This is a genomic window from Agrobacterium pusense (assembly GCF_013285525.1).
Lineage (GTDB): Bacteria > Pseudomonadota > Alphaproteobacteria > Rhizobiales > Rhizobiaceae > Agrobacterium > Agrobacterium pusense.
Genome location: NZ_CP053856.1, coordinates 1,493,011 through 1,519,366, shown reverse-complemented (window position 1 = coordinate 1,519,366; position 26,356 = coordinate 1,493,011). Strand labels below are relative to the sequence as shown.

Below are 26,356 nucleotides of genomic sequence, written 5' to 3'. Positions count from 1 at the left end.
GTCAGAGCGGTCGGTTGATGCTCTGAAACGCCTCTCCGAGACGTTTCATGCGCTCCTCATAGGCGCCGGTAAGGCAGGCAACGTCGGCTGCACATTCCTGGCGCTTCTTCAGCCACTGGCTCTGCTCGTCGCGCAACGTGTCGCGGGCGCCCATGGCCATCAGCTGGGTTAGGATATCGAAGGTGGTGGCCATCTTCACGTCCTGATCGTTCAGGGCGCGGTTGTCGCAGATGGCCTTTTCATCCGCTGCGAGATCGGATTTCGTGCAGTCGAAACTTGCAGCACCGGCCGTTGAGAGGAGCGAGGAAGCAAAAAGGATGCCGCAGGCGAGGAGGGGCTTTTTCAAATGCATGGCTTGTCTCTGTTGAGGACTGCTGGTGCGGATGAAACCAAAATACGCCTTTGCTGGTTCCATCAGCGGAAGCCGCCGTGCCTGAAACCCACGGTCATCATCTTGCCGCTCTTTGCTTTACAGGCTTTGACGTTATAACTCCATCATACTGATGACGATGAGGAATCACATGCGAAGCGTGTTGAAGTATCTGTCCACCGGCTTTCTCGCCGCGCTCATTCTCCTGCCAGCGGGTGCCCGGGCGCAGGACAACAGGACCGTGCCGTCCAGCCACACGGAAATGCAGCTTTCCTTCGCGCCGCTGGTCAAGCGCACCGCCGGCGCGGTGGTGAATGTCTATGCCGAACGCATCGTGCAGCGGCGGTTGTCGCCCTTCGCCGGTGATCCCTTCTTCGAACAGTTTTTCGGGCAGCAAATGCCGAACCGCACGGAAAAGCAGTCGTCGCTCGGTTCAGGCGTCATCGTTACAGCCGGCGGTCTCGTGGTGACCAACAATCATGTCATTGACGGTGCTGACGACATCAAGGTGGCGCTTGCGGATGGGCGCGAATTTTCCTCCAAGGTTCTCATGAAAGATGACCGGGTCGATCTTGCCGTGCTGCAGATCGATGCCAAGGAGCAGTTCCCGGTGCTGCCGCTCGGCAATTCGGACAAGATCGAAGTCGGCGATCTGGTGCTGGCGATCGGTAACCCCTTCGGCGTCGGTCAGACGGTGACGAGCGGCATCGTCTCGGGCCTTGCCCGCAACCAGGTGACGCAGGGCGATTTCGGCTTCTTCATCCAGACCGACGCCTCCATCAACCCGGGCAACTCCGGCGGCGCGCTGATGAATATGGCTGGCGAGCTGATCGGCATCAACACTGCCATCTTCTCCAAGGGCGGCGGCTCGAACGGCATCGGTTTCGCTATTCCGGCCAATCTGGTCCGGGTTTTTGTGGCTGCTGCTGAACGGGGCGATGCGAACTTCCAGCGGCCCTACATTGGCGCGACCTTCGATCCCGTCACTTCGGATGTCGCGGAGGCGCTTGGCCTGCATCGCGCCCGGGGAGCGCTGGTCGTCAGCGTTGTCAAAGGCAGCCCCGCGGAAAAGGCCGGCATAGAGCCGGGCCAGGTGGTGACTGCGGTCAACGGATTGGAGGTCGAGCATCCCGATGCGCTCGGTTACCGCCTGACCACGGCCGGCATAGGCAAATCTGCTGAACTGACCGTCATGGACAAAGGCAAGGAAAAGAAGCTGACGATTGCACTTGATATTGCGCCCGAGACCGCTCCCCGCGACGAACGGCTGATCGAAGGCCGCAATCCGTTCGCCGGCGCGACCGTCGCCAATCTTTCGCCGAAGCTTGCTGACGAATTGCGCATGCCCTCGCAGGTCACGGGTGTCGTCATCACCGATGTGAAGCGTGGCTCGCCGGCTTATCGTGTCGGTTTTCTGCCGAAAGATGTGATCCTGTCATTGAACGGCGCAGATATCGGCTCCACGGCCGCTGTCGAAAAGGCGCTGGATGACAATCCTGGTTTCTGGCGGGTGGAAATCCTGCGTGACGGGCAGCGTATCCGGCAGTTCCTCCGATGAGTGACGATCTCTTCGCCCCGCAAGTGCCGGTGGAGGTCGCCAACCGGCGGCCTCTCGCCGATCGCCTGCGCCCGAAGACGCTGGCGGAAGTAAGCGGTCAGCCGCATCTGACGGGCGAGGAGGGCGTTCTGCGCCGCATGATCGATAGCGGCTCGCTGGGGTCGATGATCTTCTGGGGGCCGCCCGGCACTGGCAAGACGACGGTCGCCCGCCTGCTTTCCGGCGAGGCGGGGCTGGCTTTCGAACAGATATCAGCGATCTTTTCCGGCGTCGCCGATCTCAAGAAGGTTTTCGAAGCGGCACGTGCAAGGCGCATGAACGGTCGCCAGACCCTGCTTTTCGTCGACGAAATTCACCGTTTCAACCGTGCGCAACAGGACAGTTTTCTGCCTGTCATGGAGGACGGCACCATTATTTTGGTGGGTGCGACCACCGAGAATCCCTCGTTCGAACTGAATGCCGCTCTGTTGTCGCGGGCCCGTGTCCTGACATTTCGATCGCATGACGAGGACAGTCTCAGCGAGCTTCTGAAGCGCGCGGAGGAGGCGGAGCAGAAGCCCCTGCCACTGACGGAGGATGCACGCGCAAGCCTGATCCGCATGGCCGATGGCGACGGTCGCGCGGTGTTGACGCTTGCCGAAGAAGTCTGGCGCGCGGCGCGGAAAGATGAAACCTTCGACACGGAAGGGCTCACGCGCATCGTGCAACGCCGTGCGCCCGTCTACGACAAGAGCCAGGACGGCCACTACAATCTCATTTCCGCGCTGCATAAGTCGGTGCGTGGATCGGACCCGGATGCCGCGCTTTATTATCTCGCCCGCATGTTCGATGCCGGCGAGGACCCGCTCTATATCGGCCGGCGGCTGGTGCGCATGGCGGTGGAAGATATCGGCCTTGCAGATCCGCAGGCGCTCGCCGTCTGCAATGCTGCCAAGGATGCCTATGATTATCTTGGTTCGCCGGAGGGTGAACTTGCGCTGGCGCAGGCCTGCGTCTACCTCGCCACCGCTCCGAAATCGAATGCCGTCTATACGGCCTTCAAGGCTGCGATGCGCGCCGCGAAGGAAAATGGCTCGCTTGTTCCGCCCAAACACATCCTGAATGCACCGACCAAGCTGATGAAGGGCGAGGGATATGGTGACGGCTACCGTTACGATCATGACGAGCCGGACGCTTTTTCGGGTCAGGATTACTTCCCGGAAAAAATGGGGCGGACCACCTTTTACGATCCACCGGACAGAGGTTTCGAACGCGAAATCCGCAAACGTCTCGACTGGTGGGCGAAACTGCGTCGCGAGCGGGAATCGCGTTAGCCCTCATCTTCACAAAATGATTCAGGCGCTTGCCAAAAAGAATCGCGAAACTGCGCTATCGCATTGTTTTTTCAAATAAGTCAGGATGCCTTGCGCTGAGGCGCGGCCTGCGGCTGCGCCGGCAGCATCTTGACCGATGATTCCGCCAGGCCGTTATGCCCGTCGGCATCGATCACCAGATGCCAGTGCATCGTTTCGGGGATGGCGATCCGGATCGGCGACTTTTTCGCGACGCCGCCAAGATATTTGAAATCGAGCAATTCGGTGAAGCGCTGGAAATTCGCGCCCGTCATCAACCGGACATTGTTGATGGCCGAGAGAGATACTTCAATGATCGTGCCCGCCCGCAATTCCTTCAGGTCATAATGCGTGTAGCGAAAATTCGGCCGTGCCATCGCGCGCCTCCAAGTACCGGTATTGTGGCAAAAGAGGATAGGGAGGCAGGGTTAACGCTGCCTTTAAATTCGAGCGGTTTTCATCGAATTACTGGCTGTCCCGCCGGCGGCCAATGGCGATGGTGAGTATTTCAGGCCGTGTTCGACGCCCGTGAACATAATACCAACGTATAATGGGCGTATTTAATCATAATAAATTTTTTCCCCTTAGCATCGGCTGGTCGAAGTGCACTCATCGGCGTTGGGGGGAATATGAAAAACGTCACTATATCTATGCGCCTATATGCGCTCGTCGCATTGTTTCTGGCAATCCTGACCGCAGCGCTGACATTCAGCCTGTTCGAAACCTTTGGCGAGATGGAACGCGAGCGCAAAGCCGGGCTTGCGGCGATGAACGAAACGGCCGTCGCTATTCTCGATCAATATTATCGCCTGGAACAAAGCGGCAGCTTGACGCGGGAGGCGGCACAGCAGCAGGCCAAGGTCACAATCGCGGCCATGCGGTATGGCAACGGCAGCGGTTATTTCTGGATCAACGATATGCACCCCAAAATGGTGATGCATCCGATCAAGCCGGAAATGAACGGAACCGATCTTACCGCCAACAAGGACCCGAACGGCAAGGCGCTGTTCGTTGAGTTCGTGAATACGGTCAAGGCGGGCGGTCAGGGTTTTGTCGATTATTACTGGCCGAAACCGGGTGCCCCGGAGCCGGTGGAGAAATTCTCCCATGTCGCCGGTTTCGCACCCTGGGGCTGGATCGTGGGTACGGGCGTTTACGTCGACGACCTCGAAGCGGTGTTCTGGAGCGACGCGTATTTCAACATCGGCCTGTGCATCTTGTCCGGCCTTGTCGTCATTGCCGTGGCCGCCGCCGTCGTGCGTGGCGTCACTCGACCGATCGATCTCATCCGGCAGAGCATGAAGCAGATCGCCGATGGCGACGGCACGGCCGAAATCCGCTTCGCCGATCGCCGGAACGAAATCGGCGCGATTGCCAAGACGTTGCTGGTGCTGCGTGACAGCGTCAATGAGCGCAGCGCCCTGCAGGCGCGTGAGGCCGACCAGCAGCGGGCGCTGGAGGAAGCGCGTCGGGGCAACGAGATGGTCCTTCGTTCCGCATCCGAGCGGCAGGCCCATGCCATGGAGCGTCTGGGGGAGGCGCTCGAGGCGCTTGCCAATGGGGATCTGACTGTTTCGCTGACAGATATCGGCGACGACTACGAAAAGCTGCGCACGGACTTCAATCGGGCCGTGGGTGCGCTCCATAGCGCCATCGAAGCGATTTCCCGGACCGGTCATGTCGTCAATGACAGCGCTGCAGATATCAGCGGCGCGACCGGCAATCTCTCGCGCCGGACCGAACAGCAGGCGGCGGCGCTGGAGGAAACGGCCGCAGCGCTTGACGAGATTACCGCCACGGTGCGCACCGCATCCGAACGGGCCAATGAGGCGCGGCAGATGGTGCAGGACACGAAAAGCAGCGCCGGCCGCTCAGGCGAGATCGTGCGCAACGCGGTCGATGCCATGGGCCGCATCGAGGAATCGTCAAAGCGGATCGGACAGATCATTTCCGTCATCGACGAGATCGCCTTCCAGACCAACCTGCTGGCGCTGAATGCCGGCGTGGAAGCGGCGCGGGCCGGCGAGGCCGGACGTGGTTTCGCCGTGGTGGCGCAGGAGGTGCGCGAACTGGCGCAACGCTCCGCCAATGCCGCCAAGGAGATCAAGACCCTTATCAATCGCTCGGCGGAGGAGGTCGGCGGCGGCGTCGCGCTCGTCCGCTCCACGGGCGATGCACTGGAAGAAATCGTGGCGCTCGTAAACCGGGTCGAAGGTCACGTGAATTCCATCGCCACTGCGGCGCGGGAGCAGGCCACTGGCCTCCAGGAGATCAACACCTCCGTTAATCACATGGACCAGATGACACAGCAAAACGCGGCCATGGTGGAAGAAACGACCGCCGCCAGCCAGACGCTCGCCGAGGAAAGCCGCCAGTTGCGCTCGCTCCTGTCGCGCTTCGAACTTGGACATGGTGCCGAGCGCGAGGTTTCGCGGGCGGCCTGACTTCAGGCGTCTCGATCTGATGAAGGGCGCGGTTCCGGCTGCGCCCTTTGTTTTGGGCTATCAAAACCAGCCATTCGTTATTTCCCGCAACCAATAAGGTTTCGTTTACCTCATTTCTTTAAAATTTGACCTGTATTGCCGCGGATTGCGGCCGCTGAAGGTACAGGTTCTCGTATGGCGTATGTTTCCCTTCCGCGTCGTCTTGTGACGTTGCTGATGATTTCCACGGTCATGGTGTCGTGTTCGGCGGAGGGCCTCGTGCCACCGGCGGAGGTGGACGGCACCACACGCGTGAGCGCAATCCGTTCGTCGCGGCAACAGGGCTACAGCGCGCCGGCAGGTGCCTTCCGTCAGGTTGAGCGGGCCGGACAGAGCAACGATTATCCTACGGCCATATCGCAGCCGATGCCGGAGCCTTATGCTTCGCAGGATCCGCTGCTGCAAACGCGCCAGGCAGGCCAGGGTTATTCCACCCTCGACGCACAGCATCAGGCACGCATGGCGGCTGGCGGTCATGGCAATCTGCCGGTGCAGGCGACGCAAAGCCAGGAGATGCCCCCGCAGCAAATGGCCAGCAGCCAGATTGCCGAGGGCGAAGGCGGCGTGAACATGGATTCCATGCTCGGCGTGGAGCCGGTGCGGGGACTGGCGGAGGAGCAGGATGCCGAGATTGCCGAGGGGGCTTCGGCCCAGCCGGTGGTGGACGGCATCGGCACCCACAATCCGGTTGCGGTTTCTCCGGCGCGGCGCCAGTCCGGGCTCATTCCGCCGCCGCCACCCGGATCGTCCTCCCGCCGCCAGCCGGTGGAAGAGGTGGCCATGCTCATGCCGAATGATCCGACCGTTCGCGGCGGACTTCAGAGCGACCGGTCCATGCCGCCCGGCATCATGCCGTCTTCGGAGGTTGCCTGCCGCGCCGAGCTTCGCCGTCTGGGTGTCGCTTTTCGTGACGTCGCCCGTATTGCCGACGGGCCGACCTGCGGCATCGATTACCCGATCGAACTCAGCGGTCTCGCCAGCGGCGTCGCGGTTCGTCCGGCGGTGAAGCTCAATTGCCAGGTTACGCTTGCCTTTGCGAAATGGGTGAAGTTCGAACTCGTACCGTCCTCGCGTTTCCGCTATCTCTCCGGCGTCGGCCGCATAACGCCGATGGGTGGTTATTCCTGCCGCAAGATGAATTCCCGTTCCAGCAATCCGTGGTCGGAACATGCGCGGGGCAACGCCATCGATATCGGCACCATCACGCTGAAGAACGGCAAGGAAATCGATGTCCGCAAGAAGAGTTTCTTCGCTTTCCGCGAAAAGGCACTACTGAAGGCCGTCAGATCGGATAGCTGCAAATATTTCTCCACCGTTCTCGGGCCGGGCAGTGATCCCAACCACTGGAACCATTTTCACTTCGACCTGCGTACCCGCAAGTCAGGTTACAGGCATTGCGATTAAGTCGCGCCGTTGGAGGTTGGCGGCTGAGTTTGAAAGCGTCTCCTCCGTCATGCTCGGGCCTGTCCCGAGCATCTGCAACGCCGCTATTGGCGATACTCGGCACAAGGCCGAGGATGACGTCGAACACGGAGTGCGGCTTGTCATAGGGCTGCCGCCGATGACATAGGCGCCGGATCTTTGGATATGGTCGGAATGACGAAGCTTGAGGATGTTTTGCTGCCGCTAGCTCGATAATCGCCCGCCACATTCCCACAAAAAAAAGACCGGCCCGAAGGCCGGTTGAAGAAGACAGCCTTATCGGGGGGATATCGGCGTCTTTGCAAGGGCATGAAATGGGAAGCGATCCCACAGAACGGTCCATCCGGCGCGGATTTGCGGCAAAAGATGTCGCGCCGTACTGACCTGCGGCCAACATGGCTTGCCGCCCTTTTCTGATACGCTATGAGCGTCACATGTTTGTGACAACGGCCTTCGGGAGCCTGCCTTCATGCCCCCAGTTTCAGAGATAATGATCTTCGCTGCGGCACTTGCTGCTGCGGGTGTGGTTGCAGGCCTTCTGGCTGGCCTGTTCGGTATCGGCGGCGGCGCGGTGCTGGTGCCGGTTTTTTACCAGGTCTTCGGACTTCTGGATGTGCCTGAGGCGGTGCGAATGCATCTTTCGCTCGGAACGTCTCTCGCCATTATCGTGCCGACGTCCATCCGCTCGTTCCTGACGCATCGCCAGAAGGGCGCCGTCGATATCGAGCTTCTGAAAGGCTGGGTCGTCGCCGTGCCGCTTGGCACCGTTCTCGCCTCTATTGTTGCAGCCTATGCCTCGAGTGTGGCGCTGCGCCTGATCTTTGCCTTCATCGCGCTCGCGCTTGCCTTCCGGATGATCTTCAACCGGGCGAGCTGGCATCTCGGTTCCGATCTGCCGCCAAACCCGGCCCGTTTTCTGGTGGGCACCGGCATCGGGCTGTTTTCCGGGCTGATGGGCGTGGGCGGCGGGGTGATGAACAACACCTTCATGACGCTTTACGGACGCAGCATTCATCAGGCGGTTGCCACCTCTTCCGGTGTCGGCGTGTTGATTTCGCTGCCGGGGCTTGCGGGTTACATCTGGGCCGGCTGGGGCGATGCGGGGCTGCCGCCATTTTCCACCGGCTTCATCAACTGGATCGCCGTGGTGCTCCTGATCCCCATTACCCTTGTCGTCGCGCCCTATGGTGCACGGCTGGCGCATGCGCTCAGCAAGAAGCAGCTGGAGCGGGCCTTCGGCGTGTTTCTGGTTTTCGTCGCAGCGCAGTTTTTCTATAGCGTCTACGGCTGATTTTCCGCTCCCGCCGAACGCAGTGTTCAGTCCGCCGGGCTGGCATTTGCAACCTCTGCGGTCTATATGGCGTTCATCTTACTCGGTTTTTCGAAAGAATTCGCCATGAATGCCATTGTTTCGATACGGAATCTGACCAAATCCTACGCAAATGGCTTCCAGGCGCTCAAAGGTGTCAGCCTCGATATCCGGGAGGGGGAGATACTCGCTCTTCTCGGTCCCAATGGCGCCGGCAAGACGACACTGATCTCGATCATCTGCGGTCTCGTCAATCCGGGTGACGGTTCGGTGCTGGTTGGTGGGCACGATGTGGTGAAGGATTTTCGCCAGACCCGCGCCCTCATCGGCCTCGTGCCGCAGGAACTGACGACCGACCAGTTCGAGACGGTTTGGAACACCGTCAGCTTTTCGCGCGGACTACACGGACAGAAGAAGAATCCGGAGCTGATCGAAAGCATCCTCAAATCCCTGTCGCTCTGGAACAAGAAGGACAACATGCTGCGGGAGCTTTCCGGCGGCATGAAGCGGCGTGTGCTGATTGCCAAGGCGCTGGCGCACGAGCCGAAGGTCCTGTTTCTCGATGAGCCGACGGCGGGTGTGGATGTGACCCTGCGCCGCGACATGTGGAATGTGGTCTCCGAGCTGCGCGCCAAGGGCGTCACCATCATTCTCACCACGCATTACATTGAGGAGGCGGAAGAAATCGCCGACCGGGTGGGTGTCATCAATGGTGGCGAATTGCTGCTGGTGGAAGAAAAGACGGCATTGATGAAGAAACTCGGCCGCAAGCAGCTTTTTCTTGAGCTTTCCCAGCCGGTGGAGACTTTGCCGGAAAGTCTCGCGCCCTTCGGCCTCACGCTTTCCGAAGATGGCTGCACCATCACCTATGAAATCGAGGATAATGGCGAGCAGGGACGCATTGCCGATGTTCTGAGCGCGCTTTTCGCCGCCAACATCCATTTCAAGGATATTTCCACGCGGCAGAGTTCGCTCGAAGATATCTTCGTTTCGCTGGTGGGAGGCCAGAAATGAATTTCGAAGCCATCAAGTCCATCTACCTGTTCGAAATGGCGCGCACCCGCCGCACCCTGCTGCAAAGCGTGGTCTCTCCGGTCATTTCCACCTCGCTCTATTTTATCGTGTTCGGCACAGCGATCGGTTCGCGGATTCAGGAGGTTGGTGGGGTTTCCTATGGCGCTTTCATAACGCCCGGCCTCATCATGCTGACGCTTCTGACGCAGTGCATCGGCAACGGCTCCTTTGGCATCTACTTCCCGAAATTCACCGGCACCATCTATGAAATCCTCTCCGCACCGGTGGCGATGACGGAAATCCTTGTCGGCTATGTCGGAGCGGCGGCGACAAAGGGGCTGATGATCGGTACGATCATCCTGATAACCGCGTCGTTCTTCGTGGATATAAGCATCGCCCATCCGTTCATGATGATCCTGTTTTTTGTGCTGACGGCTGTGAGTTTCAGCCTGTTCGGCTTCATCATCGGCATCTGGGCAACGAATTTCGAGCAGTTGAACCTCATTCCCATGCTGGTGGTGCCGCCGCTGACCTTCCTCGGCGGCAGCTTTTATTCCATCGACATGCTGCCGCCCTTCTGGCAGACGGTCAGTCACTTCAATCCGGTGCTTTATCTCATCAGCGGCTTCCGCTGGAGTTTCTACGAGATCGCTGACGTCAATCCCGTCATCAGCCTGGCGATGATCACGCTGTTTCTGGCGCTATGCCTCGGCGTTGTCGGCTGGATGTTCAAGACAGGGTATCGGCTGCGCAACTGATCAGAAACGCTCTCCTGAAAATTCGACGCCCGGTCTGCGCCGGGCGTTCTCGTATTCAAAGCACAACGCGAGCGCAGGTCAGGCGACCTGCTTCTGCGCCACTTCCTCGACAACCTCACCCTCGAGATAGGAAACGAGGTCCTTGATCGTCACGACCAGCAGGCCGTGGCGCTCGGCGAAGACTTCGAGCTGGGGCAGGCGGGCCATTGTGCCGTCGTCATTGGCGATTTCGCATATCGTGCCGGAGGGGAACTTCCCGGCGAGACGGCAGAGATCAACGGCGGCTTCGGTATGGCCCGTGCGTCCGAGAACGCCCTGCGGGTTGGCGCGCAGCGGGAAGATATGGCCCGGGCGAGCGAAATCTTCGGGGCGCGAGCCTTCCGATACCAGCGCGCGCACGGTCTTTGCGCGGTCGGCGGCGGAAATGCCCGTCGTGGTGCCGGGAATGTAATCCACCGACACGGTGAAGGCCGTCTTGAGGGATTCGGTATTGCGCGACACCATCAGCGGAATGTCTAGCGCGTCGAGGCGCTCTCCGGGCATGGCCACGCAGATCAGCCCGCGTGCATGGTTCATCATGAAGGCGATCTGCTGTGGAGTAATGCTGTCGGAGGCGGCGATTATATCGCCTTCGTTTTCGCGGTCTTCGTCGTCAACCACAATCACCATCTCGCCGCGGGAAATGGCGTTAATGGCGTCTTCAATTCTGGCAACTGTCATTCTATTTCAAGCCTTTCAAGGGTTATGCCGTTTTGCGGCATTTTCGCGCTTCGAGAAGCGCCAAATATCCCTTGGGCGAACAATGCAATACGAAGCCCGCTAACGCGCAGGCGTCCCATGCCTTGTCCTCTTTCATCCGGACTATACCGTCGGCTCCGGCCTCTCACCGGATCTGCTGACCTTCCGGCTTTGGAAACCGGAAGCGCTCGCGGGCTCCGGGAAAGTCCCGATACCGCCGGTGGGGAATTGCGCCCCGCCCTGAGAACAGCAACAACTTAAATTATCAAATGCGAGGGAATCAAGGGGCAATGGCCCGCCGCAGCCGTTGCGCGTGAAAAGAATATCCCGATTGCAGACGCGAAGAGGAATTTCCTTTCCGGTACCAGGACGTGAGAAAACTCCCCGAAATGAATCTCGAGGGGGCAGTGCTCACCGATCCCGCAACCGCAATTCGTCGGTCTGCATCTGCAGCGAACCAAGCGTTGACAAAAAGCTCATGCCAAGCAGGCTCTGGCCCAATTGGCCATCCTGGGCGACGAGGGCGGGGATGTTGCGTCGCACGATCGGGCCAATGCTGATTTCCGACAGCGTGACGGGTGCTGCTGCCGTGCGGCCATTGGCGGTCATTACCGGTACGGTATAGCGAAGATTTGTGGTGTCGATGCCGATTGCGGTCGCATCCGCATTTGCGAGCACCACGGAGCTGGCGCCTGTATCGACCAGCATGTGGATCGTCCTGCCCTCAATCCCGACATTCGCTTCGAAGTGGCCGCTCATGGATTTGTGCAGCACGATTTCCTGCTCGCCTGCCGATGTTGTCACCACGACGGCGCGGCCGGGCATCAGACCGCCGAGCAGCCGGTCGCCGAAGGATTGCAGGTCGTAGCGATAGAGATAGAGCGAGACGAGGCCGAGGATGATGACGAGCCAGACGGCGAGCTGCCGGATGACGGTGCCGAAGTTGCCGCGTCTTCCCGCCAGAATGCCGGCCGACAGCAGCCCTGCGATGGGCAGAAGATAAAGGACCTGGGCAAACTGATCATTATCGATGCCGAGCGTTCGGCCACCATTATGATTAACGACGAGCAGGCCAAGGCCGACGGCCAGCAGAAGGAGAACGATGGTCAGTCTGTTCATGCGGTATGTGTCTCCTTGGCGGACTCGGACAGATTTGCCAATCTTTGCGGCAGCGCGCGCATGATCAAGCGGCGCGTCTCGTCGCTATAACCCGTCCAGCCGCCGATTTCATCCAGCGTGCGGCCGCAGCCGATGCAGAGAGTGTGGGTCGTGTCGAGGCGACAGATCTGGACGCAGGGTGTTTCCATGGTGATTTATATCAGGCCCTCATGCCGCAAGGGCAAGTGCGACGAGAATCACGATCTCCGTGATCTGCTGGCAAGCCCCAATGGTATCCCCGGTATGGCCGCCAATCTTCCTCTCGCACAGCCTGCCGAACAGCATGGCCGCGATGACCGCCACCGCCAGCACAAGCGCGATCTCAAACAGTGGCAGCGCGTGCAGCGTGAACAATATGAAGAGAAGAAGCCCGGCGGCCAGCGCGATGTTGCGCTCGCTTTCTCCGGGCTGGCCGGCATTGACCGCGATGCCGGAGGTCTTGGCGGCGGGCAGGGACTGCCAGTGCCACACCATCAGCGCGCGGCTCGTGACAAGCGCTGCAATCAGACAGGCGGCAGCGGTTTTGCCCGGCAGGGTTTCGATCAGCGAGGCGAGTGCAGTGGCGCGGAGCGCGAAGGAAAGAACCATGGCAATGGTGCCATAACTGCCGATACGGCTGTCCTTCATGATTTCAAGCATACGCGCCTTGTCCCTGCCGCTGCCGAAACCGTCGGCCATGTCGGCAAGCCCGTCCTCATGCAGCGCGCCTGTCATGAGCGCCGTCAGGCCGATGGCGAGCCACCCGGTGAGCTGCGGAGAGGCATCGAAGCGAGCAAACACGACAACCAGGAAAGCGGCGGGCAGGGCGATCAGCAGTCCCGCGGCGGGGAAGGCACGGGCGGCCCGGCCCATCGGCACGCCCGAGTAGCCTTCGAAGAATCGCGAAGGGACGGGCAGGCGGCTCAGAAAGGCGAGGGAATGCATGACATCTGTTATAAAATCCCGGGCCTTCATGCTCTCTCCGTTGCAGTCGCTGCATTTCCGGTTGTTCCGCGGCGCATCCGCTATTATGAGAGGCGCAACAAAGACCGATTTGCCGGAAAACACAAGTTTCCGGACGCATGAGCCGATGCGAAAGCCAGACCGGCTATGAGAGAGACTGATATCATGAGCATGAGCGGATTGCCCTTCGATGATTTCCGCGCGCTGCTGCGCGAGCTTCCCGGCCCGGACACGCACGCGCTTGTTGCGGCGAAGGAGCGCAATGCGCAGCTGACGAAACCTGCCGGTTCGCTCGGCCGTCTCGAAGAAATCGCCATGTGGCTTGCCGCCTGGTCCGGCCGTTCGCCTGCCGTCAACCGTCCGCTGGTGGCAATCTTCGCCGGCAATCACGGCGTGACCCGCCACGGCATCACGCCCTATCCGACGTCTGTGACCCAGCAGATGGTGGAAAATTTTGCCGCCGGTGGCGCGGCGATCAACCAGATCTGCGTGGCCAATGATCTCGGCCTGAAGATTTTCGATCTGGCGCTGGATTACCCGACCGGCGATATCACCTGTGAACCGGCGCTTTCGGAGCGTGACTGCGCCGCCACCATGGCCTTCGGCATGGAGGCGATTGCCGGCGGCACCGATCTTCTCTGCGTCGGTGAAATGGGCATCGGCAACACCACGATAGCGGCTGCGATCAATCTTGCGCTTTATGGCGGTACGGCGGAAGAATGGACCGGTCCGGGCACCGGTTCGGAAGGTGACGTCATGGCCCGCAAGATTGCCGCGGTGAAGGCGGCGGTAGAGTTCCACAAGGACCACCTGTCCGATCCGCTGGAAATCATGCGTCGTCTCGGCGGACGCGAAATCGCGGCGATTGCAGGTGCCATTCTTGCTGCGCGCGTGCAGCGCATTCCCGTGTTGATAGATGGTTATGTGGCAACGGCCGCCGCGGCGCTGCTGAAGGCTGCCAATTCCTCGGCGCTCGATCATTGCCTTATCGGCCATGTCTCGGGTGAGCCCGGCCATCTGGCAGCCATCGAAAAGCTTGGCAAGACGCCGCTTCTGGCGCTTGGAATGCGTCTTGGCGAAGGCACCGGTGCGGCCCTTGCCGCCGGCATCGTCAAGGCCGCCGCCGCCTGCCATTCCGGCATGGCGACGTTTGAGGCAGCAGGTGTCGACACACGCATCACCGCGCCCACCAATCATTGAGGCTGAAGATGGACGCGACGCCGCACATGCCACCGCCAGAACCGGTCTTTCGTAAAGAAAAGGGCTGGCGGCATCTGTTCGCTGCCACGCGCTATTCCCTGCAGGGGCTCGGCCGGCTCTGGCAGGAAGCTGCCTTTCGTCACGAAGTTCTTGCCTTCTGCGTCGGGCTTGGCCTGCTTCTGGTCGTGGGCGCGCCGTTTGCGCATCTTCTCGTTTTCACGGTGTTGATGCTGCTTTTATTCTCGGTGGAAGCGCTCAATACCGCCATTGAGGAACTGGTGGACCGCATTTCGCCGGAAATTTCCTCCGTGGGCCGGCACGCCAAGGATCTCGGCTCCTTTGCCGTCTTCTGCCTGTTGATGGCGAACGGATTTTTCGTGCTGTATTCGCTGGTGACGACGCTGTTCTTCTGAGGTTGCCAGCTTCAAGGCATTTCCAGGTAGAAAGCCGGGCGTCGCTTTCCTGTGGGCGCCTTAAGCGAAGGACCGTCGGCGTGGCTGGATGGCATGGGTTTCTTCGACCGCGGGCAGGCTCTGGAGCACGCGTTTCGCGGGCAGGATGGCGATGCCTTCCGTGCCCTCACGCAGTTTGGATTTCAGAATGAACTGGCCGTCATGCTTGGCGAGTATGGCCTGAACGATGGGCAGGCCAAGGCCGGTTCCCTGCTCGGCGCTCTTGATCGCGATTGATCCCTGACCGAAGGCTGACAGCACCACCGGAATTTCCTCCTCGGGAATGCCTGGGCCATTGTCCCTGATCGACACATATTGGCCGCCGCCGGCCGTCCAGCCCGCCTTTACGAGAATTTCTCCACCCTGCGGGGTGAACTTGACGGCGTTGGACAGCAGGTTGAGGACGACCTGGCGGATCGATTTTTCGTCCGCCCAGACCTGCGGCAGGCTGTTTTCAAACTGCTGGGAGATCCTGATGTTCTTGGCGCGGGCGCGAAGCTGGATCATGCCGATGCAATCTTCGGCGATTTCCAGCATCGAGATCGCTTCTTCGTTCAGGTCATAACGGCCCGCCTCGATGCGCGACAGGTCGAGGATTTCGTTGATGAGATCGAGCAGATGCTGGCCGGAGCGGTGGATATCGCCGGAATATTCCTTGTAGAGCGGATTGTTGAGCGGCCCCAGCACCTCCGAGGACATGACCTCGGAGAAGCCGAGAATGGCGTTGAGGGGCGTGCGCAGCTCGTGCGACATGGAGGCGAGAAAGCGCGACTTGGCCAGATTGGCCTCTTCCGCGCGTCGCCGCGCCTCGTCGGAAACCGAATTGGCGACTTCGAGCTCGGCGATCAGGTCGTCCTTTTCCGTCTGCGAGGAGAGGAGCTTGATGCTGGTCTGGTAAAGCCGGCTGGTGATGCGGTGGCAGAACAGGATCGCCATGCCGAACATCAGCGCAAGACCGACATCGAATGGATCGCGCGAGAAGACAGAGGTGACGCACAGAGCCGCCAGCACCGGCAGGAAAGTCATGAAGGTTGCCCGCCGCAGCATGAAATTGGCCGTGGCGGTGAGCGAGAGCGCGATCAGCAGCGTCGAGCCCTTGAAGAAAAGCACGAGCGTCGGGTCATTACGCGTTGGCTCCGCCAGCGAGAACATCGCCCAGATGCACCCGATGACGATCTGCATTCCGAGAAAAAGATTTTTCCAGTGCAGGAGGTTTTCGGCGGTGATTTCCTGTTTTGCAGCCCGTTTGGCGAGCATCAGCGAAATGGCGTGGAAACTCAATGCAGCCAGCGACCAGATGATGAGGCTGATATCGCGGGTTATGTAAACGCCAATGATGGAGGCAAGCACGATGAAAAGCGGCATGATCATCGCGCCCTGCAGGGTCTCGGCGATGTGCATGGTCAGCATCTCGCGTTCATAGGCATCGCTTGCGCCTGCACCTTGCTGCAAGCGTTCACGCGTCGTCTTCACCGCGTCGAAAACCGCCTTGTTGCGATGTTTTTTCGAGCGGTCGACGATGATCTTGTCGGTGGACGTGCTGACGCTTTTACTCATTGTTACAACGCAGGGTGACATGAACCCTTGCAGACTACGCCCAAAATCTTAAGAAGATGCTGCCGTGAAAGGATTTGTTTGCCATCTCTGACAAGGGTTTGTTGTTACATGAGACGAAATGGAGGCAGGCGCGGGGGTTTTTCCGCAGTCCGCGACGGCGGCCTGTTCCTTGCTACGGTTTTTCTAGGGGTTCTGATTGCCGCCAAGCTCGATCATATCAACAGCGAAACCTATGGCGGCCGCTTCTTCGTGATTGATGGCGACACGCTCTCCAAGGGCAGGGAACGCTTCCGGCTGCTCGGCATCGATGCGCCGGAGCTTGCGCAGACATGTCTGCGCGGGGGCGAAAGCTGGCCATGCGGCGAGGAGGCGCGCCGTGTTCTGCAACGGCTGGCCGCGCCGGCGGATTTCTCCTGCTCCGGCAGTTCCAGAGATCGATACGGGCGACTGCTCGTCTATTGTTCCGCCGGCGGCAGGGATGTTTCGTCGGACATGGTGTCGGCCGGTTTTGCCGTCGCGTCGGGATATTTCCAGTTTTCGAGCGAGCAGGAAGCCGCGCGCAGGCAGGCGCTTGGCATCTGGGCGGGAGAATTCGAAAAGCCCTCGCAGTGGCGGAGGGATCACCGTGCCGCGGATATGGAAACGCCGGCGGCGGGTTTCCTCACCATCGTCCGCCATCTTCTGGGGTGGGATCATGGCTGAAGGAGAGAGGGTTGGGCCAGTGCATGATGATGGGCTGGACGGGCTGCGCGGTGAGATTGCCCGCTGTCGTCTCTGTCGCGACATGCCGCTCAAAGGAATGGCTGACCGCCTGCCGCATGAACCCCGGCCCGTGGTCGTCATGTCGGCAAGAGCACGCATTCTGATTGCCGGGCAGGCGCCAGGGCTGCGCGTGCATGAAACGGGCCTGCCATTCAACGATGCTTCCGGCGACAGGCTGCGCCAGTGGCTGAATGTCGACCGGGAGACATTTTACGATCCGGATCGTTTCGCCATCGTTCCCATGGGGTTCTGTTTTCCCGGTTATGATGACAAGGGAAGCGACCTGCCGCCACGGCGGGAATGCGCCCCGCACTGGCGCACGCGGGTCATGGCGGCGATGCCGCAGGTGGAGCTGATCCTCGCGATCGGCCAATATGCGCAGGCTTTTCACCTGGGTGAAAGACGATGCAAAACCATGACCGAAACGGTGCAAAACTGGCGCAGCTATCTTCACGCCAATTCCGGCCCCGGCATTCTTCCTTTGCCGCATCCGAGCTGGCGCAACACGGGGTGGCTGAAAAAGAACCCGTGGTTTACGGAGGAACTGTTGCCGGTTCTGCGACAACATGTGGAAATGCGGCTTTGGTGAAACAATTTTCTGTTTTTCCGCAAAAATTAGTGTATTGAAAGGAAATTAATTCAGGAGGGTAGACGCATTGGATCGCCTAGACCGTAAGATTTTGCGCATTCTGCAAGAGGATTCCACGCTGGCTGTTGCCGATCTGGCGAAGAAGGTCGGCCTTTCCACGACGCCCTGTTGGCGGCGTATCCAGAAGATGGAAGAAGACGGCGTCATCCGCCGGCGTGTGGCCCTGCTCGATCCGGTCAAGGTCAATACCAAGGTCACGGTTTTCGTCTCCATCCGCACCGCCTCCCATTCCATCGAATGGCTGAAGCGCTTCTCCGAAGTGGTTTCCGAATTCCCGGAGGTTGTAGAATTCTACCGTATGAGCGGTGATGTCGACTATCTGCTGCGCGTGGTCGTGCCCGATATCGCCGCCTATGACGCTTTCTACAAGCGGATGATCGCCAAGATCGAAATCCGCGACGTCTCCTCCGCCTTTGCGATGGAGCAGATCAAATATACGACGGAACTGCCGCTCGATTACATGCTGCTGGATAATCCTAAATCCGGCGAAGAGTGATCTGTCGCCGGTCCGTTGTTGATCAATGCCCTTTCCGGCCGCCGGGGAGGGCATCTTTATTCGTGGGTGGTTTTGGGCGCCGGTCGGGCCTGCCAGGGCTGATACTGTCGGAAGGTCCGTCCGGTAGCTGCCGCAGAGGCACGACAATTCTATTTCGCCGGTAACGGCAAATTCGCACATTCAATTCTCTCAACGCCGTCTGCGCGCAAACCAGGATTTTGATAAAATCGCTCGAATATCTACGCTTTTACTGTCGAAGGATGGAATAGCGAGGGATATCCATATGCTGACACGACGCGGAACATTGGGACTGATTGCAGGTGCGACCGGGGCGGTTTTTCTGCCGCATATCCGGCGCGCGAGCGCCGCAACCACGACGTTGCGGATTGGCTGGCAGAAGAATGGCGTGATAGCGCTCGCGAAGAGCCAGGGCGTGCTCGAAGCGCTGCTGAAGGATCGCGGCATCGAGGTCAAGTGGTCTGAATTTTCCTCCGGGCCGCCGCTTCTTGAAGCGCTGGGTGCCGGTGCGCTGGATATCGGCCCGACCGGCGATGTGCCGCCGCTTTTCGCGCAAGCCGCCGGCGGCAATCTGCGTTATGTTGGCACCTACAAGGCGGCGGCAGGCGGATCGGCGATCCTCGTGCAGAAGGATTCGCCGCTGAAGACGCTCCAAGACCTGAAGGGCAAAAAGGTCGCCTTCAAGCGCGGCTCCAGCGCCCATAACGTCACTGTGAAGGCGTTGCGAAAGGCGGGGCTGACCTTGGCAGACATCACGCCCGTCGATCTTGCCCCGCCGGATGCGGCGGCCGCCTTTCGAAGCGGCAGCATCGATGCCTGGTCGATCTGGGATCCCTATTTCGCCGTGGCAGAGAAAGAGCCGACGACGAGGGTACTCTCGACAGCCGAAGGCATCGTCGATCCGTGGAGCTACTTCCTCGCCAATGGCGATTTTGTTGAAAGTAATCCCGATCTCGTGCCGCTGATTCTGAAGGAACTGGCGAATGTGGGTGCGAAAGCGCAGACCAACATCGACGCGACAGCCAAGTCGCTGTCGGCCATCACCGGTGTCCCCGAGGATGTCACGAAGGTCTCGCTGACGCGCCCCGGTGCCGATCTCGGACGGGTCTCGCTGGTTCCGGATGAAGCCATCGCCTATCAACAGGCGCTTGCGGACGAGTTCTACGATCTGAAGATCGTGCCGAAGAAGCTCAAGGTGGCGGATATCGTCTGGCGCCCGAAGGCGAGTTGATGGGCGGAAAGTGGAGTCTCTTCAACCGGCTGGCGGATCTTGCTCAGAGGTTGATTCAGGCCGTTGGTGTTAAATGTGAGGCGATTGGATGCCGCTTGTTTCTTCTCCCCGTGGGGGAGAGGTTCGCGGCAGCGGGATGAGGGGGCGAGGGTAGAGATAGACCGAGAGCCAGCCCCCTCATCCGACCCTTCGGGCCACCTTCTCCCCGGCGGGGAGAAGAAAATTGCCTCAAGGTCACCGCATCAACCCTTGAGCTTCGCAATCACCAGATGACCGGGCGTCGGATTGCCGTCCTGCATGCGCACATTGATGTCGGTCACTTCAATCACCTCGAAACCGGTCGCCGCCAGTCGTTCGCGGACATAGGTTTCGGCATGGGCGAAACGCTGGTGCGGGCCGACCATGTAGGGGCGCCCGGCCATGATTTCTTCGGGCAGGGTCTCCGACGAGAAGATCAGCAGGCCGCTGGCATTGAGGTTTTCGGCGGCGCCGAAAAACAGCGGTTCCAGCGCGCCGAGATAGGGCAGCACATCGGTGGCGGTGATGATGTCAAAGGGCTCGTCGTCATTGTCCTCAAGGAAATCCTCGACTTCGGCGACATAGAGCGTCTCGTAGAGGTCCTTCTCATGAGCGATCTCGACCATGTTTTCGGAAATATCGATGCCGGTGATGTCGTCAGCCATATCGCGCAGCGCTTCACCGGTGAGGCCGGTGCCACAGCCGAGATCGAGCAGGCGTTTGAAAGGGCCGAGATTGAGCGTCTGCAGCCGCTGGCGAACCATCATCGGCACGGCGTAACCCAGCTGCTCGACAAGAATGTCCTCGAAGGCTTCGGCATGCTGGTCGAACAGGGTTTCGACATAGGCGTCGGGCGCTTTGGACGGCTGTTCGCCCCGGCCCATGGCGGCAATGCGTACGGCTGCGCCACCGTGGTCTTCCGGATCGATGGCGAGGACCTCCTCATAGGCCTTCACCGCCGCGTCCACATCACCGGCCTTTTCAAGCGCGAGTGCGCGGTTATAGGCCTCGGCGAGCGCCTCTTCGTCGATCTTCTGGTTCTTGGTCATCGTGCCTTATCCGTCAGCGTCTTCAATTGACGTTTGCTGTAAGCCGCATCGGGGACCGGCGCAATGTTTATGTGGCGCGAGGGCTTAGTGGAGGATGAACTCCCCTTTGAGCGCGCGCCATTCCTGCGCCGAGATAACCTGCCGGTGCACATAGCGGACGGAGTGCAGGGGGCCGTCGAGCTTTTCCTGCCAGAACTTGAGGAAGCCGTGCATTTCAGGAAAATCGGGGGCCAGATCGTAATTCTGCCAGACATAGGTCTGGAGAACCAGAGGATGGTCCGGCAGGCGGTAGAATATCTGGGCGGTGGTGAGGCCGTAGCCTCTCAGCATCATTTCCATGTCCTTGTTCATGGTGGCGGTTCCCATATCGATGATGACCGATCACAGCGTTGCCGCTGTATCTTAGATGGGAACACGGCAGGGTTAACCCAACCTTGCCAAAAGAATGGATGCGTCACAAATTTGTTATATTTTTCAAAGTGTTGGCAGTACTCATTGATGAGTGCTGCCAACGTTGGGCTCAGCGCTTGAGGTGACGGGTCAAGCGGGCCTCCAGCCAGGCCCAGACATGGCGCAGCGTCTCGACGATCGTGAGGTAAAAGATCGCAGCCCAGAGATAGGCCTGATAATCGAAGGTGCGGGAAAAGGCGTAACGGGTCTGGCCCATCAGGTCGAAGACGGTGACGATGGAGACCACCGCCGAACCCTTGATCATCAGGATGATCTCGTTGCCATAGGGGCGCAAAGCGACGATCAGCGCCTGCGGCAGTATGATCTTTCGGAAGGTGATGAACTTGGAAATACCGAGCGACGCCGCCCCTTCGTGCTGGCCGCGCGGCACACTCTGGATCGCTCCGCGCAGGATCTCCGCCTGATAGGCGGCGGTGTTGAGCGTCAGCGACAGGAGGCCGCAATACCAGGCTTCGCGGAAGAACCACCAGAGATCAACGGCTTCCAGCGCCGGGCGAAAGCTGCCGAGACCGTAATAGATCAGGAAAAGCTGCGCCAGGAGCGGCGTGCTGCGGAAGACATAGACGTAGGCATAAGCGAGCGCGCCAATGACGCGATTTTCAGACATGCGGGCGAAAGCGATCGGCACGGACAGGATGGCGCCGAGAATGATCGAGCTGCCGACCAGCGTGATTGTGGTGATGAGGCCATCGATATAACGGGGCCCATACCGTTCAAATTTGTCCCAATCCCAACCCTCGATCATCGCAAATAACAGCCCGGCGGCGAGAAGCAGCCAGAGCGTAATGACAGCGATGCCGACGACACGGGAGATGTTCAGCGGTTTGTCCGCAACGATGGGCGCTGGGCGTGGCGGAATGAGTTCCTTGATATGGCTCATCGTCTGGCCTCCGACTTGCGCGACCAGCGATCTATGAAACCGATGCCGATGGATGAGAGGAGCGCGAGAATGAGGTAAAGCAGGCAGGCGATGCCGTAGAAAAAGAAGGCTTCCTTGCTGACGCGGGCGGCGATGCCGGTCTGGCGGATGATATCGGCAAGGCCGATGATCGATACGTAGGACGTGTCTTTCAGCAGGATGACCCACAGGTTGGTCATGCCGGGAAGGGCGATCCGCACCAGCTGCGGAATGATGATGAGCACCATGGTGCGGCTGCGGGAAAGTCCGAGTGCGTCACCCGCCTCATATTGCCCTTTCGGTATGGCCTTGAAGGCCGAGAGAAGCACCTCAGACGCATAGGATGAAAACACCACCGAAAGCGCCACCATGCCGGCAACGAAGGCGTTGATTTCGATGGGGCCGGTAATGCCGATGTAACCTGCCACGGATTGCAGCAGCATCTGGATGCCGTAATAGACGATGAAGAGCGTCAGCAGTTCGGGTAGGCCACGAAAGATGGTGGTATAGATTCCGGCGGCCAGCCGAAGCGATTTTTCTTCCGATTGCGCGGCGAGCGCGATCAGGAAGCCGATCAATAGCCCGACTGGCAGGGTGGCAAGCGCCAGCGAGATCGTGACCTTGACGCCGAAAGCGATTTCATCGCCCCAGCCCGCATCGCCGCAGGCGACGAGAGTGCCGTTTCCGAAAAGCGAGAAGAGACCGACCGGCCCGCAGAAGGGATCGAGAAGTGTCGAGACATAGGTCCAGAACGCACCTATGGCGGAAAATGCTCCGCTCATGCCAATTTTCCCCTGCGGTCTTAAGCCGCCGTGATTGTTATGGTGACGTTTTCAAACAAAAATGGCGGAAGGGCAAGCCTTCCGCCACGAGATTTCAACAGATCGAACCGGCTTACTCGCCGTAAACGTCGAAATCGAAGTATTTTTTGTTGATCTCCTGGTACTTGCCGCTGGCGCGGATGCCGGCAATGGCAGCCGTGAACTTGTCGGCCAGCGCCGTGTCGCCCTTGCGAACGGCAATGCCTGCGCCGTTGCCGTTGATGTCGACGTCGACCTTGAGCGGTGTCAGGATCTTGCAGCACTTGCCGGCATCGGTCTTCAGCCATTCCGACAGCACGACGATATCGTCGATGACGGCGTCGATACGGCCATTGGCGATGTCCAGCTTATATTCGTCTGCGGTCGGATACATCTTCACATCGGAATCCGGGAAGTGTTTTTCAGCGTAGTTGGAGTGGGTGGTGGAGCCCTGTGCGCCGAGCGACTTGCCCTTGAGATCGTCGAGGGACTTGATCGGCGAATCCTTCGGCACGGCGATCGCCGGCGGCGTGTTGTAATATTTCTTGGAGAAGTCGACCTTCTGGAGACGTTCCGGGGTGATCGACATGGACGCGATGATGGCGTCGAACTTCTTGGCCTGAAGGGCGGGGATGATGCCGTCCCAGTCATTGGTGACGAAGGTGCACTCGGCCTTCATTTGTTCGCACAGCGCCTTGGCGATGTCGATATCGAAGCCGGTCAGCGTGCCGTCGGCTTCGAGATTGTTGAAGGGCGGGTAGGCGCCTTCGGTGCCGATGACAATCTTGTCCTGCGCGAGAGCCGCGCCGGAAAAGAGCGAGATGGCGGCAATCGATACGGCTGCGAGCAGACGGGTGGAAATAGGCATTTCGATCCTCTCTTTTGGTCGTTCATCCGCGGTCTGTTGTTGTTTTCAGTGCGGACGTCATGGGCGCCAAGGCGCGGCAGGACGGAGGATACCGCCTGTGGCCTTCAGCGCGGATGTGATTATTCATCCGCTTGGTCAAAAAATGCAACTGCAATATTAGCGACCTTCTTTGTGCCGCAGAGCCTCCACGAAAAGGCCTTGATCTGTTCATTTCCGGTACAGAAGGCTTTGGTCATCATGGGAACCTGAGCGTGTGTAAGGCGTTGAACAGCGCCTGCGTGCCAAGCCGGGCCCACGACGTCGCGTCATTCGCGACCCATAAAATGACGGCAGATGAGGAAGCACTGATGCTGAAAAAGAAAAACACATTGCTGACCGGGGTGGTTTTTCCACTCATGTCTCTCGCGATCGCGGTTGAGCCAGCAGCGGCAGGCTTTGCCGGCGCGGCCCGCGCCCAGGCGCCTGTTTCTCAAACCGCGCCCGGCCAGATAATCCTGGCGCAGGCGGAGCCGGCGCAGGAAAACCCTGAAGAAGAACTGAAGAAGAAGCGTCAGCGCGCCGAAGAGGCGCAACCTGCCGAACCGAAGCGTGAAGAGCGCGCACCGGAGCCCCAGCGCGAGCCGGAGCCCAAGCGCGAAGCGCCGCCGGAACCACAGCAGCGTGAGGCCCGCCCGGAGCCTGCGCCGGACGAGCAGCCGCAGGAGCGTCCCCGCAAGCCTGAACGGGCGCAGGAGCCGCAGGGCGAGGGTGAACAGCGCCCGGCTCGTCAGCGTGAGGCCGCGCCTGAAGCTGCGCCTGCCGAACAGCAGCCGAAGGAACGTCCGCGCAACCCGGAACGGGCCGAGCAGCCTGCAGGCGAGGGCGAACAGCGTCCCGAGCGTCCCCGTAAGGAGCGTGCGAAGGAGCCTGCGGCCGAACAGGAGCCCGCAGCTCGCCCTGAAAATGCCGAGCAGCCGGCCAAGTCCCGTGAGCCGGCACCCGCCAAAAAACCGGCAGTAGAGGAAAAGGCCCCTGAACAGAAAGCCGAACCGGCCGAAAAAGCCGTTCCCGAGAAAAAGCCTGCCGCTCCCGAGCCCGCCGCGAAGGAAGCACCTGTTCCGACAGAAGCGCCGACGCCCGCGCGCCCGCCGGCACCCGAGGCCCAACCAAACCCTGCACCTGGCCGCCAGCCTTCCGAACAGCCGCCGGTAGAAGGTCAGGGTAGAACGGAACCCGCAGCCCCGCTGCCAGGCGCGCCGACCCCGCCGCCCAGCGGTGCGACGACCGGGCAGGCGCCTGCCGGCGAACCGGTGCCGAACCAGGTTGCCGTTCCGCAGACGGAAGCCCCGCCGATGACGAAGGAGGAGCTGGACAAGGCCAAGGCGATCGCCAAGGACCCGTCCAAGACGGCCGACACCGTCATCCTGCCGGTCGACAAGGGGGCTGCCGTTCTCGACAGCGACAAGGAAGTGGAGCGCTCCGGCAACCGCCAGACCCGCGAGGAACGCCGTCGTGAACGCGAACAGGCCGGCGACTTCAAGGTCCCGACCTCCGACGCCGAGGCGCAACGCGCCGGTGCTGCTGAAGGCAAGGCTCCGCCGCCACCCGTAAAGCTGGAAGCCATCACTTCCCAGCAGGGCGAGCGCATCGACCGCCGCCCGCAATATGAGCGGCCGGACGGTGTACGCGAATGGCAGCCGCGCGAGGGTCGTCCGCGTGATCGCGATGGCGATGCGCCGATCATTCTGCAGTTCGGTGACCGCGTCGTCGTTCGTGGCGATGACAACCAGCGCTTCATCCGCGATGGCGGCGAGCCCTATTACGAGCGCCTGCAGGGCGGCCGTGTCCGCGAAACCGTGGAGCGCCGGGATGGCACGCAGGTCGTGACGATCCGCAACCGTTATGGCGACGTGATCCAGCGTTCGCGCATTGACGATCGCGGCCGCGAATATGTGCTGTTCTACGCACCGGAGCTGATGGACGACCCGGACCGCGATTACGTTTATCGCGACCCCGGTCTCGATCTGCCGCCCATGCGTCTGCGCATTCCCGTGACGGACTACATCATCGACACGTCGAGCGATCCGGATCGCGATTATTACCGCTTCCTGGAACAGCCGCCTGTCGAGCCGGTGGAACGTGTCTATTCGCTGGATGAAGTGCGCTATTCGGCTCGCATCCGTGACAAGGTGCGCCGTATCGACCTCGATACGATCACCTTCGCGACCGGCAGCGCTGAAATCCCGATGGCGCAGGCTCGCTCCTTGCGCAAGGTGGCCGACGCAATCAACAAGGCGCTGGAAAAGAACCCGGCGGAAACCTTCCTCATCGAAGGCCATACCGATGCCGTCGGTTCGGATGAAAGCAACCTTGTACTGTCTGACGAGCGCGCTGCCTCCGTCGCCAACGTGCTGACCGATGTTTACGGCATCCCGCCGGAAAACCTCGCGACGCAGGGTTATGGCGAGCGTTACCTGAAAGTCCAGACACTCGGCCCGGAACAGCAGAACCGCCGCGTCACCATCCGCCGCGTGACGCCGCTGGTGAAGCCGGTCGCTCAGAACTGATCGGGTTCAAATAGAAAAACAAGGCCCGGAAGCGAAAGCTCTCCGGGCCTTTTTATTGCTTACGATGTCCCCAGCGCCGAGGCGTTTGGCAGAACTTGATCATCCGCAATCCGTCACCCCGGACCAGATCCGGGGTCCAGCGTGATCAAGTCCTTGATCACGAAAGACTCTTTCACGGCGCAGACGCGCCGCGGCTGGATGCCGGATCTAGTCCGGCATCACGGAGGCGAGGTTTTCGAACCCTGGCGTCACCCGCAA

The 26,356-nt window shown here is 60.3% G+C and carries 26 protein-coding genes and 1 riboswitch; of the genes, 14 read left to right on the top strand and 12 right to left on the bottom strand.

All coding sequences use genetic code 11. From position 1 onward, the window contains the following. Position 1 precedes the first annotated feature (1 nt). On the bottom strand, positions 2-352 hold the full coding sequence (locus HQN82_RS07475; RefSeq protein WP_004442563.1) for a lysozyme inhibitor LprI family protein: 351 nt from the start codon (positions 350-352) through the stop codon (positions 2-4). 169 nt (positions 353-521) lie between these two features. On the opposite strand from HQN82_RS07475, the gene HQN82_RS07470 reads away from it, so the two are divergent. Together HQN82_RS07470 and HQN82_RS07465 are read left to right on the top strand one after the other, a co-directional pair. Beyond that, positions 522-1,928, top strand: a complete 1,407-nt coding sequence (locus HQN82_RS07470) for a DegQ family serine endoprotease (RefSeq protein WP_022556525.1) — start codon at positions 522-524, stop codon at positions 1,926-1,928. Next, entirely contained in the window at positions 1,925-3,241 is a 1,317-nt protein-coding gene (locus HQN82_RS07465) for a replication-associated recombination protein A (RefSeq protein WP_035211375.1), read from the top strand. Before HQN82_RS07470 ends, HQN82_RS07465 begins: the two co-directional genes overlap by 4 nt. A gap of 80 nt (positions 3,242-3,321) precedes the next feature. Here the strand turns inward: HQN82_RS07465 and HQN82_RS07460 are convergent, their stop codons facing one another. After that, positions 3,322-3,636 (bottom strand): DUF1883 domain-containing protein, encoded by a 315-nt coding sequence (locus HQN82_RS07460; RefSeq protein ID WP_004442557.1) that lies wholly within the window; start codon positions 3,634-3,636, stop codon positions 3,322-3,324. 252 nt (positions 3,637-3,888) lie between these two features. Between HQN82_RS07460 and HQN82_RS07455 the strand changes: the two genes are divergently transcribed. The 5 genes from HQN82_RS07455 to HQN82_RS07435 all read left to right on the top strand — a co-directional run bounded on the left by HQN82_RS07455 (position 3,889) and on the right by HQN82_RS07435 (position 10,245). Beyond that, positions 3,889-5,703, top strand: coding sequence for a methyl-accepting chemotaxis protein (locus HQN82_RS07455; protein WP_173614724.1), 1,815 nt, complete (start codon positions 3,889-3,891; stop codon positions 5,701-5,703). Positions 5,704-5,877: 174 nt separating this feature from the next. Beyond that, positions 5,878-7,146, top strand: coding sequence for an extensin-like domain-containing protein (locus HQN82_RS07450; protein ID WP_173614723.1), 1,269 nt, complete (start codon positions 5,878-5,880; stop codon positions 7,144-7,146). A 487-nt stretch (positions 7,147-7,633) separates the two neighbouring features. Next, positions 7,634-8,455, top strand: a complete 822-nt coding sequence (locus tag HQN82_RS07445; RefSeq protein ID WP_037092974.1) for a sulfite exporter TauE/SafE family protein — start codon at positions 7,634-7,636, stop codon at positions 8,453-8,455. 105 nt (positions 8,456-8,560) lie between these two features. After that, positions 8,561-9,487, top strand: coding sequence for an ABC transporter ATP-binding protein (locus HQN82_RS07440; RefSeq protein WP_006697634.1), 927 nt, complete (start codon positions 8,561-8,563; stop codon positions 9,485-9,487). Beyond that, on the top strand, positions 9,484-10,245 hold the full coding sequence (locus HQN82_RS07435; protein WP_004442548.1) for an ABC transporter permease: 762 nt from the start codon (positions 9,484-9,486) through the stop codon (positions 10,243-10,245). Before HQN82_RS07440 ends, HQN82_RS07435 begins: the two co-directional genes overlap by 4 nt. A 78-nt stretch (positions 10,246-10,323) precedes the next feature. Here the strand turns inward: HQN82_RS07435 and ribB are convergent, their stop codons facing one another. From ribB to HQN82_RS07415, 4 genes are all read right to left on the bottom strand, one after another. Further along, positions 10,324-10,965, bottom strand: coding sequence for a 3,4-dihydroxy-2-butanone-4-phosphate synthase (gene ribB / locus HQN82_RS07430; protein ID WP_004442547.1), 642 nt, complete (start codon positions 10,963-10,965; stop codon positions 10,324-10,326). A gap of 120 nt (positions 10,966-11,085) precedes the next feature. Continuing rightward, positions 11,086-11,235, bottom strand: a riboswitch (FMN riboswitch). A gap of 159 nt (positions 11,236-11,394) precedes the next feature. Next, the gene (locus tag HQN82_RS07425; protein ID WP_004442546.1) at positions 11,395-12,102 is read right to left on the bottom strand and encodes a TIGR02281 family clan AA aspartic protease; all 708 of its coding nucleotides are present in this window, start codon (positions 12,100-12,102) and stop codon (positions 11,395-11,397) included. Further along, positions 12,099-12,290 (bottom strand): DUF1289 domain-containing protein, encoded by a 192-nt coding sequence (locus HQN82_RS07420; RefSeq protein WP_006697635.1) that lies wholly within the window; start codon positions 12,288-12,290, stop codon positions 12,099-12,101. Before HQN82_RS07420 ends, HQN82_RS07425 begins: the two co-directional genes overlap by 4 nt. A 19-nt stretch (positions 12,291-12,309) precedes the next feature. Beyond that, positions 12,310-13,095 (bottom strand): adenosylcobinamide-GDP ribazoletransferase, encoded by a 786-nt coding sequence (locus HQN82_RS07415; RefSeq protein ID WP_202048997.1) that lies wholly within the window; start codon positions 13,093-13,095, stop codon positions 12,310-12,312. Positions 13,096-13,248: 153 nt separating this feature from the next. Here HQN82_RS07415 and cobT point away from each other — a divergent pair, with 153 nt between their 5' ends. Together cobT and HQN82_RS07405 are read left to right on the top strand one after the other, a co-directional pair. Continuing rightward, positions 13,249-14,283 (top strand): nicotinate-nucleotide--dimethylbenzimidazole phosphoribosyltransferase, encoded by a 1,035-nt coding sequence (cobT, locus tag HQN82_RS07410; RefSeq protein ID WP_004442543.1) that lies wholly within the window; start codon positions 13,249-13,251, stop codon positions 14,281-14,283. An 8-nt stretch (positions 14,284-14,291) separates the two neighbouring features. Beyond that, the gene (locus HQN82_RS07405; RefSeq protein ID WP_173614721.1) at positions 14,292-14,696 is read left to right on the top strand and encodes a diacylglycerol kinase; all 405 of its coding nucleotides are present in this window, start codon (positions 14,292-14,294) and stop codon (positions 14,694-14,696) included. Positions 14,697-14,756: 60 nt separating this feature from the next. Here the strand turns inward: HQN82_RS07405 and pdhS2 are convergent, their stop codons facing one another. After that, positions 14,757-16,292, bottom strand: a complete 1,536-nt coding sequence (gene pdhS2, locus HQN82_RS07400; protein WP_173614720.1) for a two-component system sensor histidine kinase PdhS2 — start codon at positions 16,290-16,292, stop codon at positions 14,757-14,759. A 108-nt stretch (positions 16,293-16,400) separates the two neighbouring features. Here pdhS2 and HQN82_RS07395 point away from each other — a divergent pair, with 108 nt between their 5' ends. From HQN82_RS07395 to HQN82_RS07380, 4 genes are all read left to right on the top strand, one after another. Next, positions 16,401-16,994, top strand: coding sequence for a thermonuclease family protein (locus HQN82_RS07395; protein WP_173614719.1), 594 nt, complete (start codon positions 16,401-16,403; stop codon positions 16,992-16,994). Continuing rightward, on the top strand, positions 16,987-17,643 hold the full coding sequence (locus HQN82_RS07390; RefSeq protein ID WP_162699433.1) for a uracil-DNA glycosylase family protein: 657 nt from the start codon (positions 16,987-16,989) through the stop codon (positions 17,641-17,643). The genes HQN82_RS07395 and HQN82_RS07390 overlap by 8 nt, the downstream gene beginning before the upstream one ends. 67 nt (positions 17,644-17,710) lie before the next feature. Continuing rightward, positions 17,711-18,199: an Lrp/AsnC family transcriptional regulator gene (locus HQN82_RS07385; protein ID WP_003507846.1), complete on the top strand. Its 489-nt coding sequence runs from the start codon at positions 17,711-17,713 to the stop codon at positions 18,197-18,199. A gap of 283 nt (positions 18,200-18,482) precedes the next feature. Continuing rightward, the gene (locus HQN82_RS07380; RefSeq protein ID WP_173614718.1) at positions 18,483-19,448 is read left to right on the top strand and encodes an aliphatic sulfonate ABC transporter substrate-binding protein; all 966 of its coding nucleotides are present in this window, start codon (positions 18,483-18,485) and stop codon (positions 19,446-19,448) included. A gap of 242 nt (positions 19,449-19,690) precedes the next feature. On the opposite strand, the gene HQN82_RS07375 is transcribed toward HQN82_RS07380, so the two are convergent. The 5 genes from HQN82_RS07375 to HQN82_RS07355 form a co-directional block, all read right to left on the bottom strand. After that, positions 19,691-20,515 carry a class I SAM-dependent methyltransferase gene (locus tag HQN82_RS07375; protein WP_112766795.1) on the bottom strand — a complete coding sequence of 275 codons (825 nt, stop codon included), beginning with the start codon at positions 20,513-20,515 and terminating at the stop codon, positions 19,691-19,693. A gap of 84 nt (positions 20,516-20,599) precedes the next feature. Beyond that, entirely contained in the window at positions 20,600-20,866 is a 267-nt protein-coding gene (locus HQN82_RS07370) for an usg protein (protein ID WP_004442513.1), read from the bottom strand. A gap of 169 nt (positions 20,867-21,035) precedes the next feature. Beyond that, positions 21,036-21,866, bottom strand: coding sequence for an ABC transporter permease (locus tag HQN82_RS07365; protein WP_112766794.1), 831 nt, complete (start codon positions 21,864-21,866; stop codon positions 21,036-21,038). Further along, positions 21,863-22,666: an ABC transporter permease gene (locus tag HQN82_RS07360; RefSeq protein ID WP_022556506.1), complete on the bottom strand. Its 804-nt coding sequence runs from the start codon at positions 22,664-22,666 to the stop codon at positions 21,863-21,865. Before HQN82_RS07360 ends, HQN82_RS07365 begins: the two co-directional genes overlap by 4 nt. Before the next feature lie 112 nt (positions 22,667-22,778). Beyond that, positions 22,779-23,552: an ABC transporter substrate-binding protein gene (locus tag HQN82_RS07355; RefSeq protein ID WP_004442506.1), complete on the bottom strand. Its 774-nt coding sequence runs from the start codon at positions 23,550-23,552 to the stop codon at positions 22,779-22,781. Between the two features lie 347 nt (positions 23,553-23,899). Here HQN82_RS07355 and HQN82_RS07350 point away from each other — a divergent pair, with 347 nt between their 5' ends. Next, entirely contained in the window at positions 23,900-26,098 is a 2,199-nt protein-coding gene (locus HQN82_RS07350) for an OmpA family protein (protein ID WP_113380348.1), read from the top strand. Positions 26,099-26,356 lie beyond the last annotated feature (258 nt).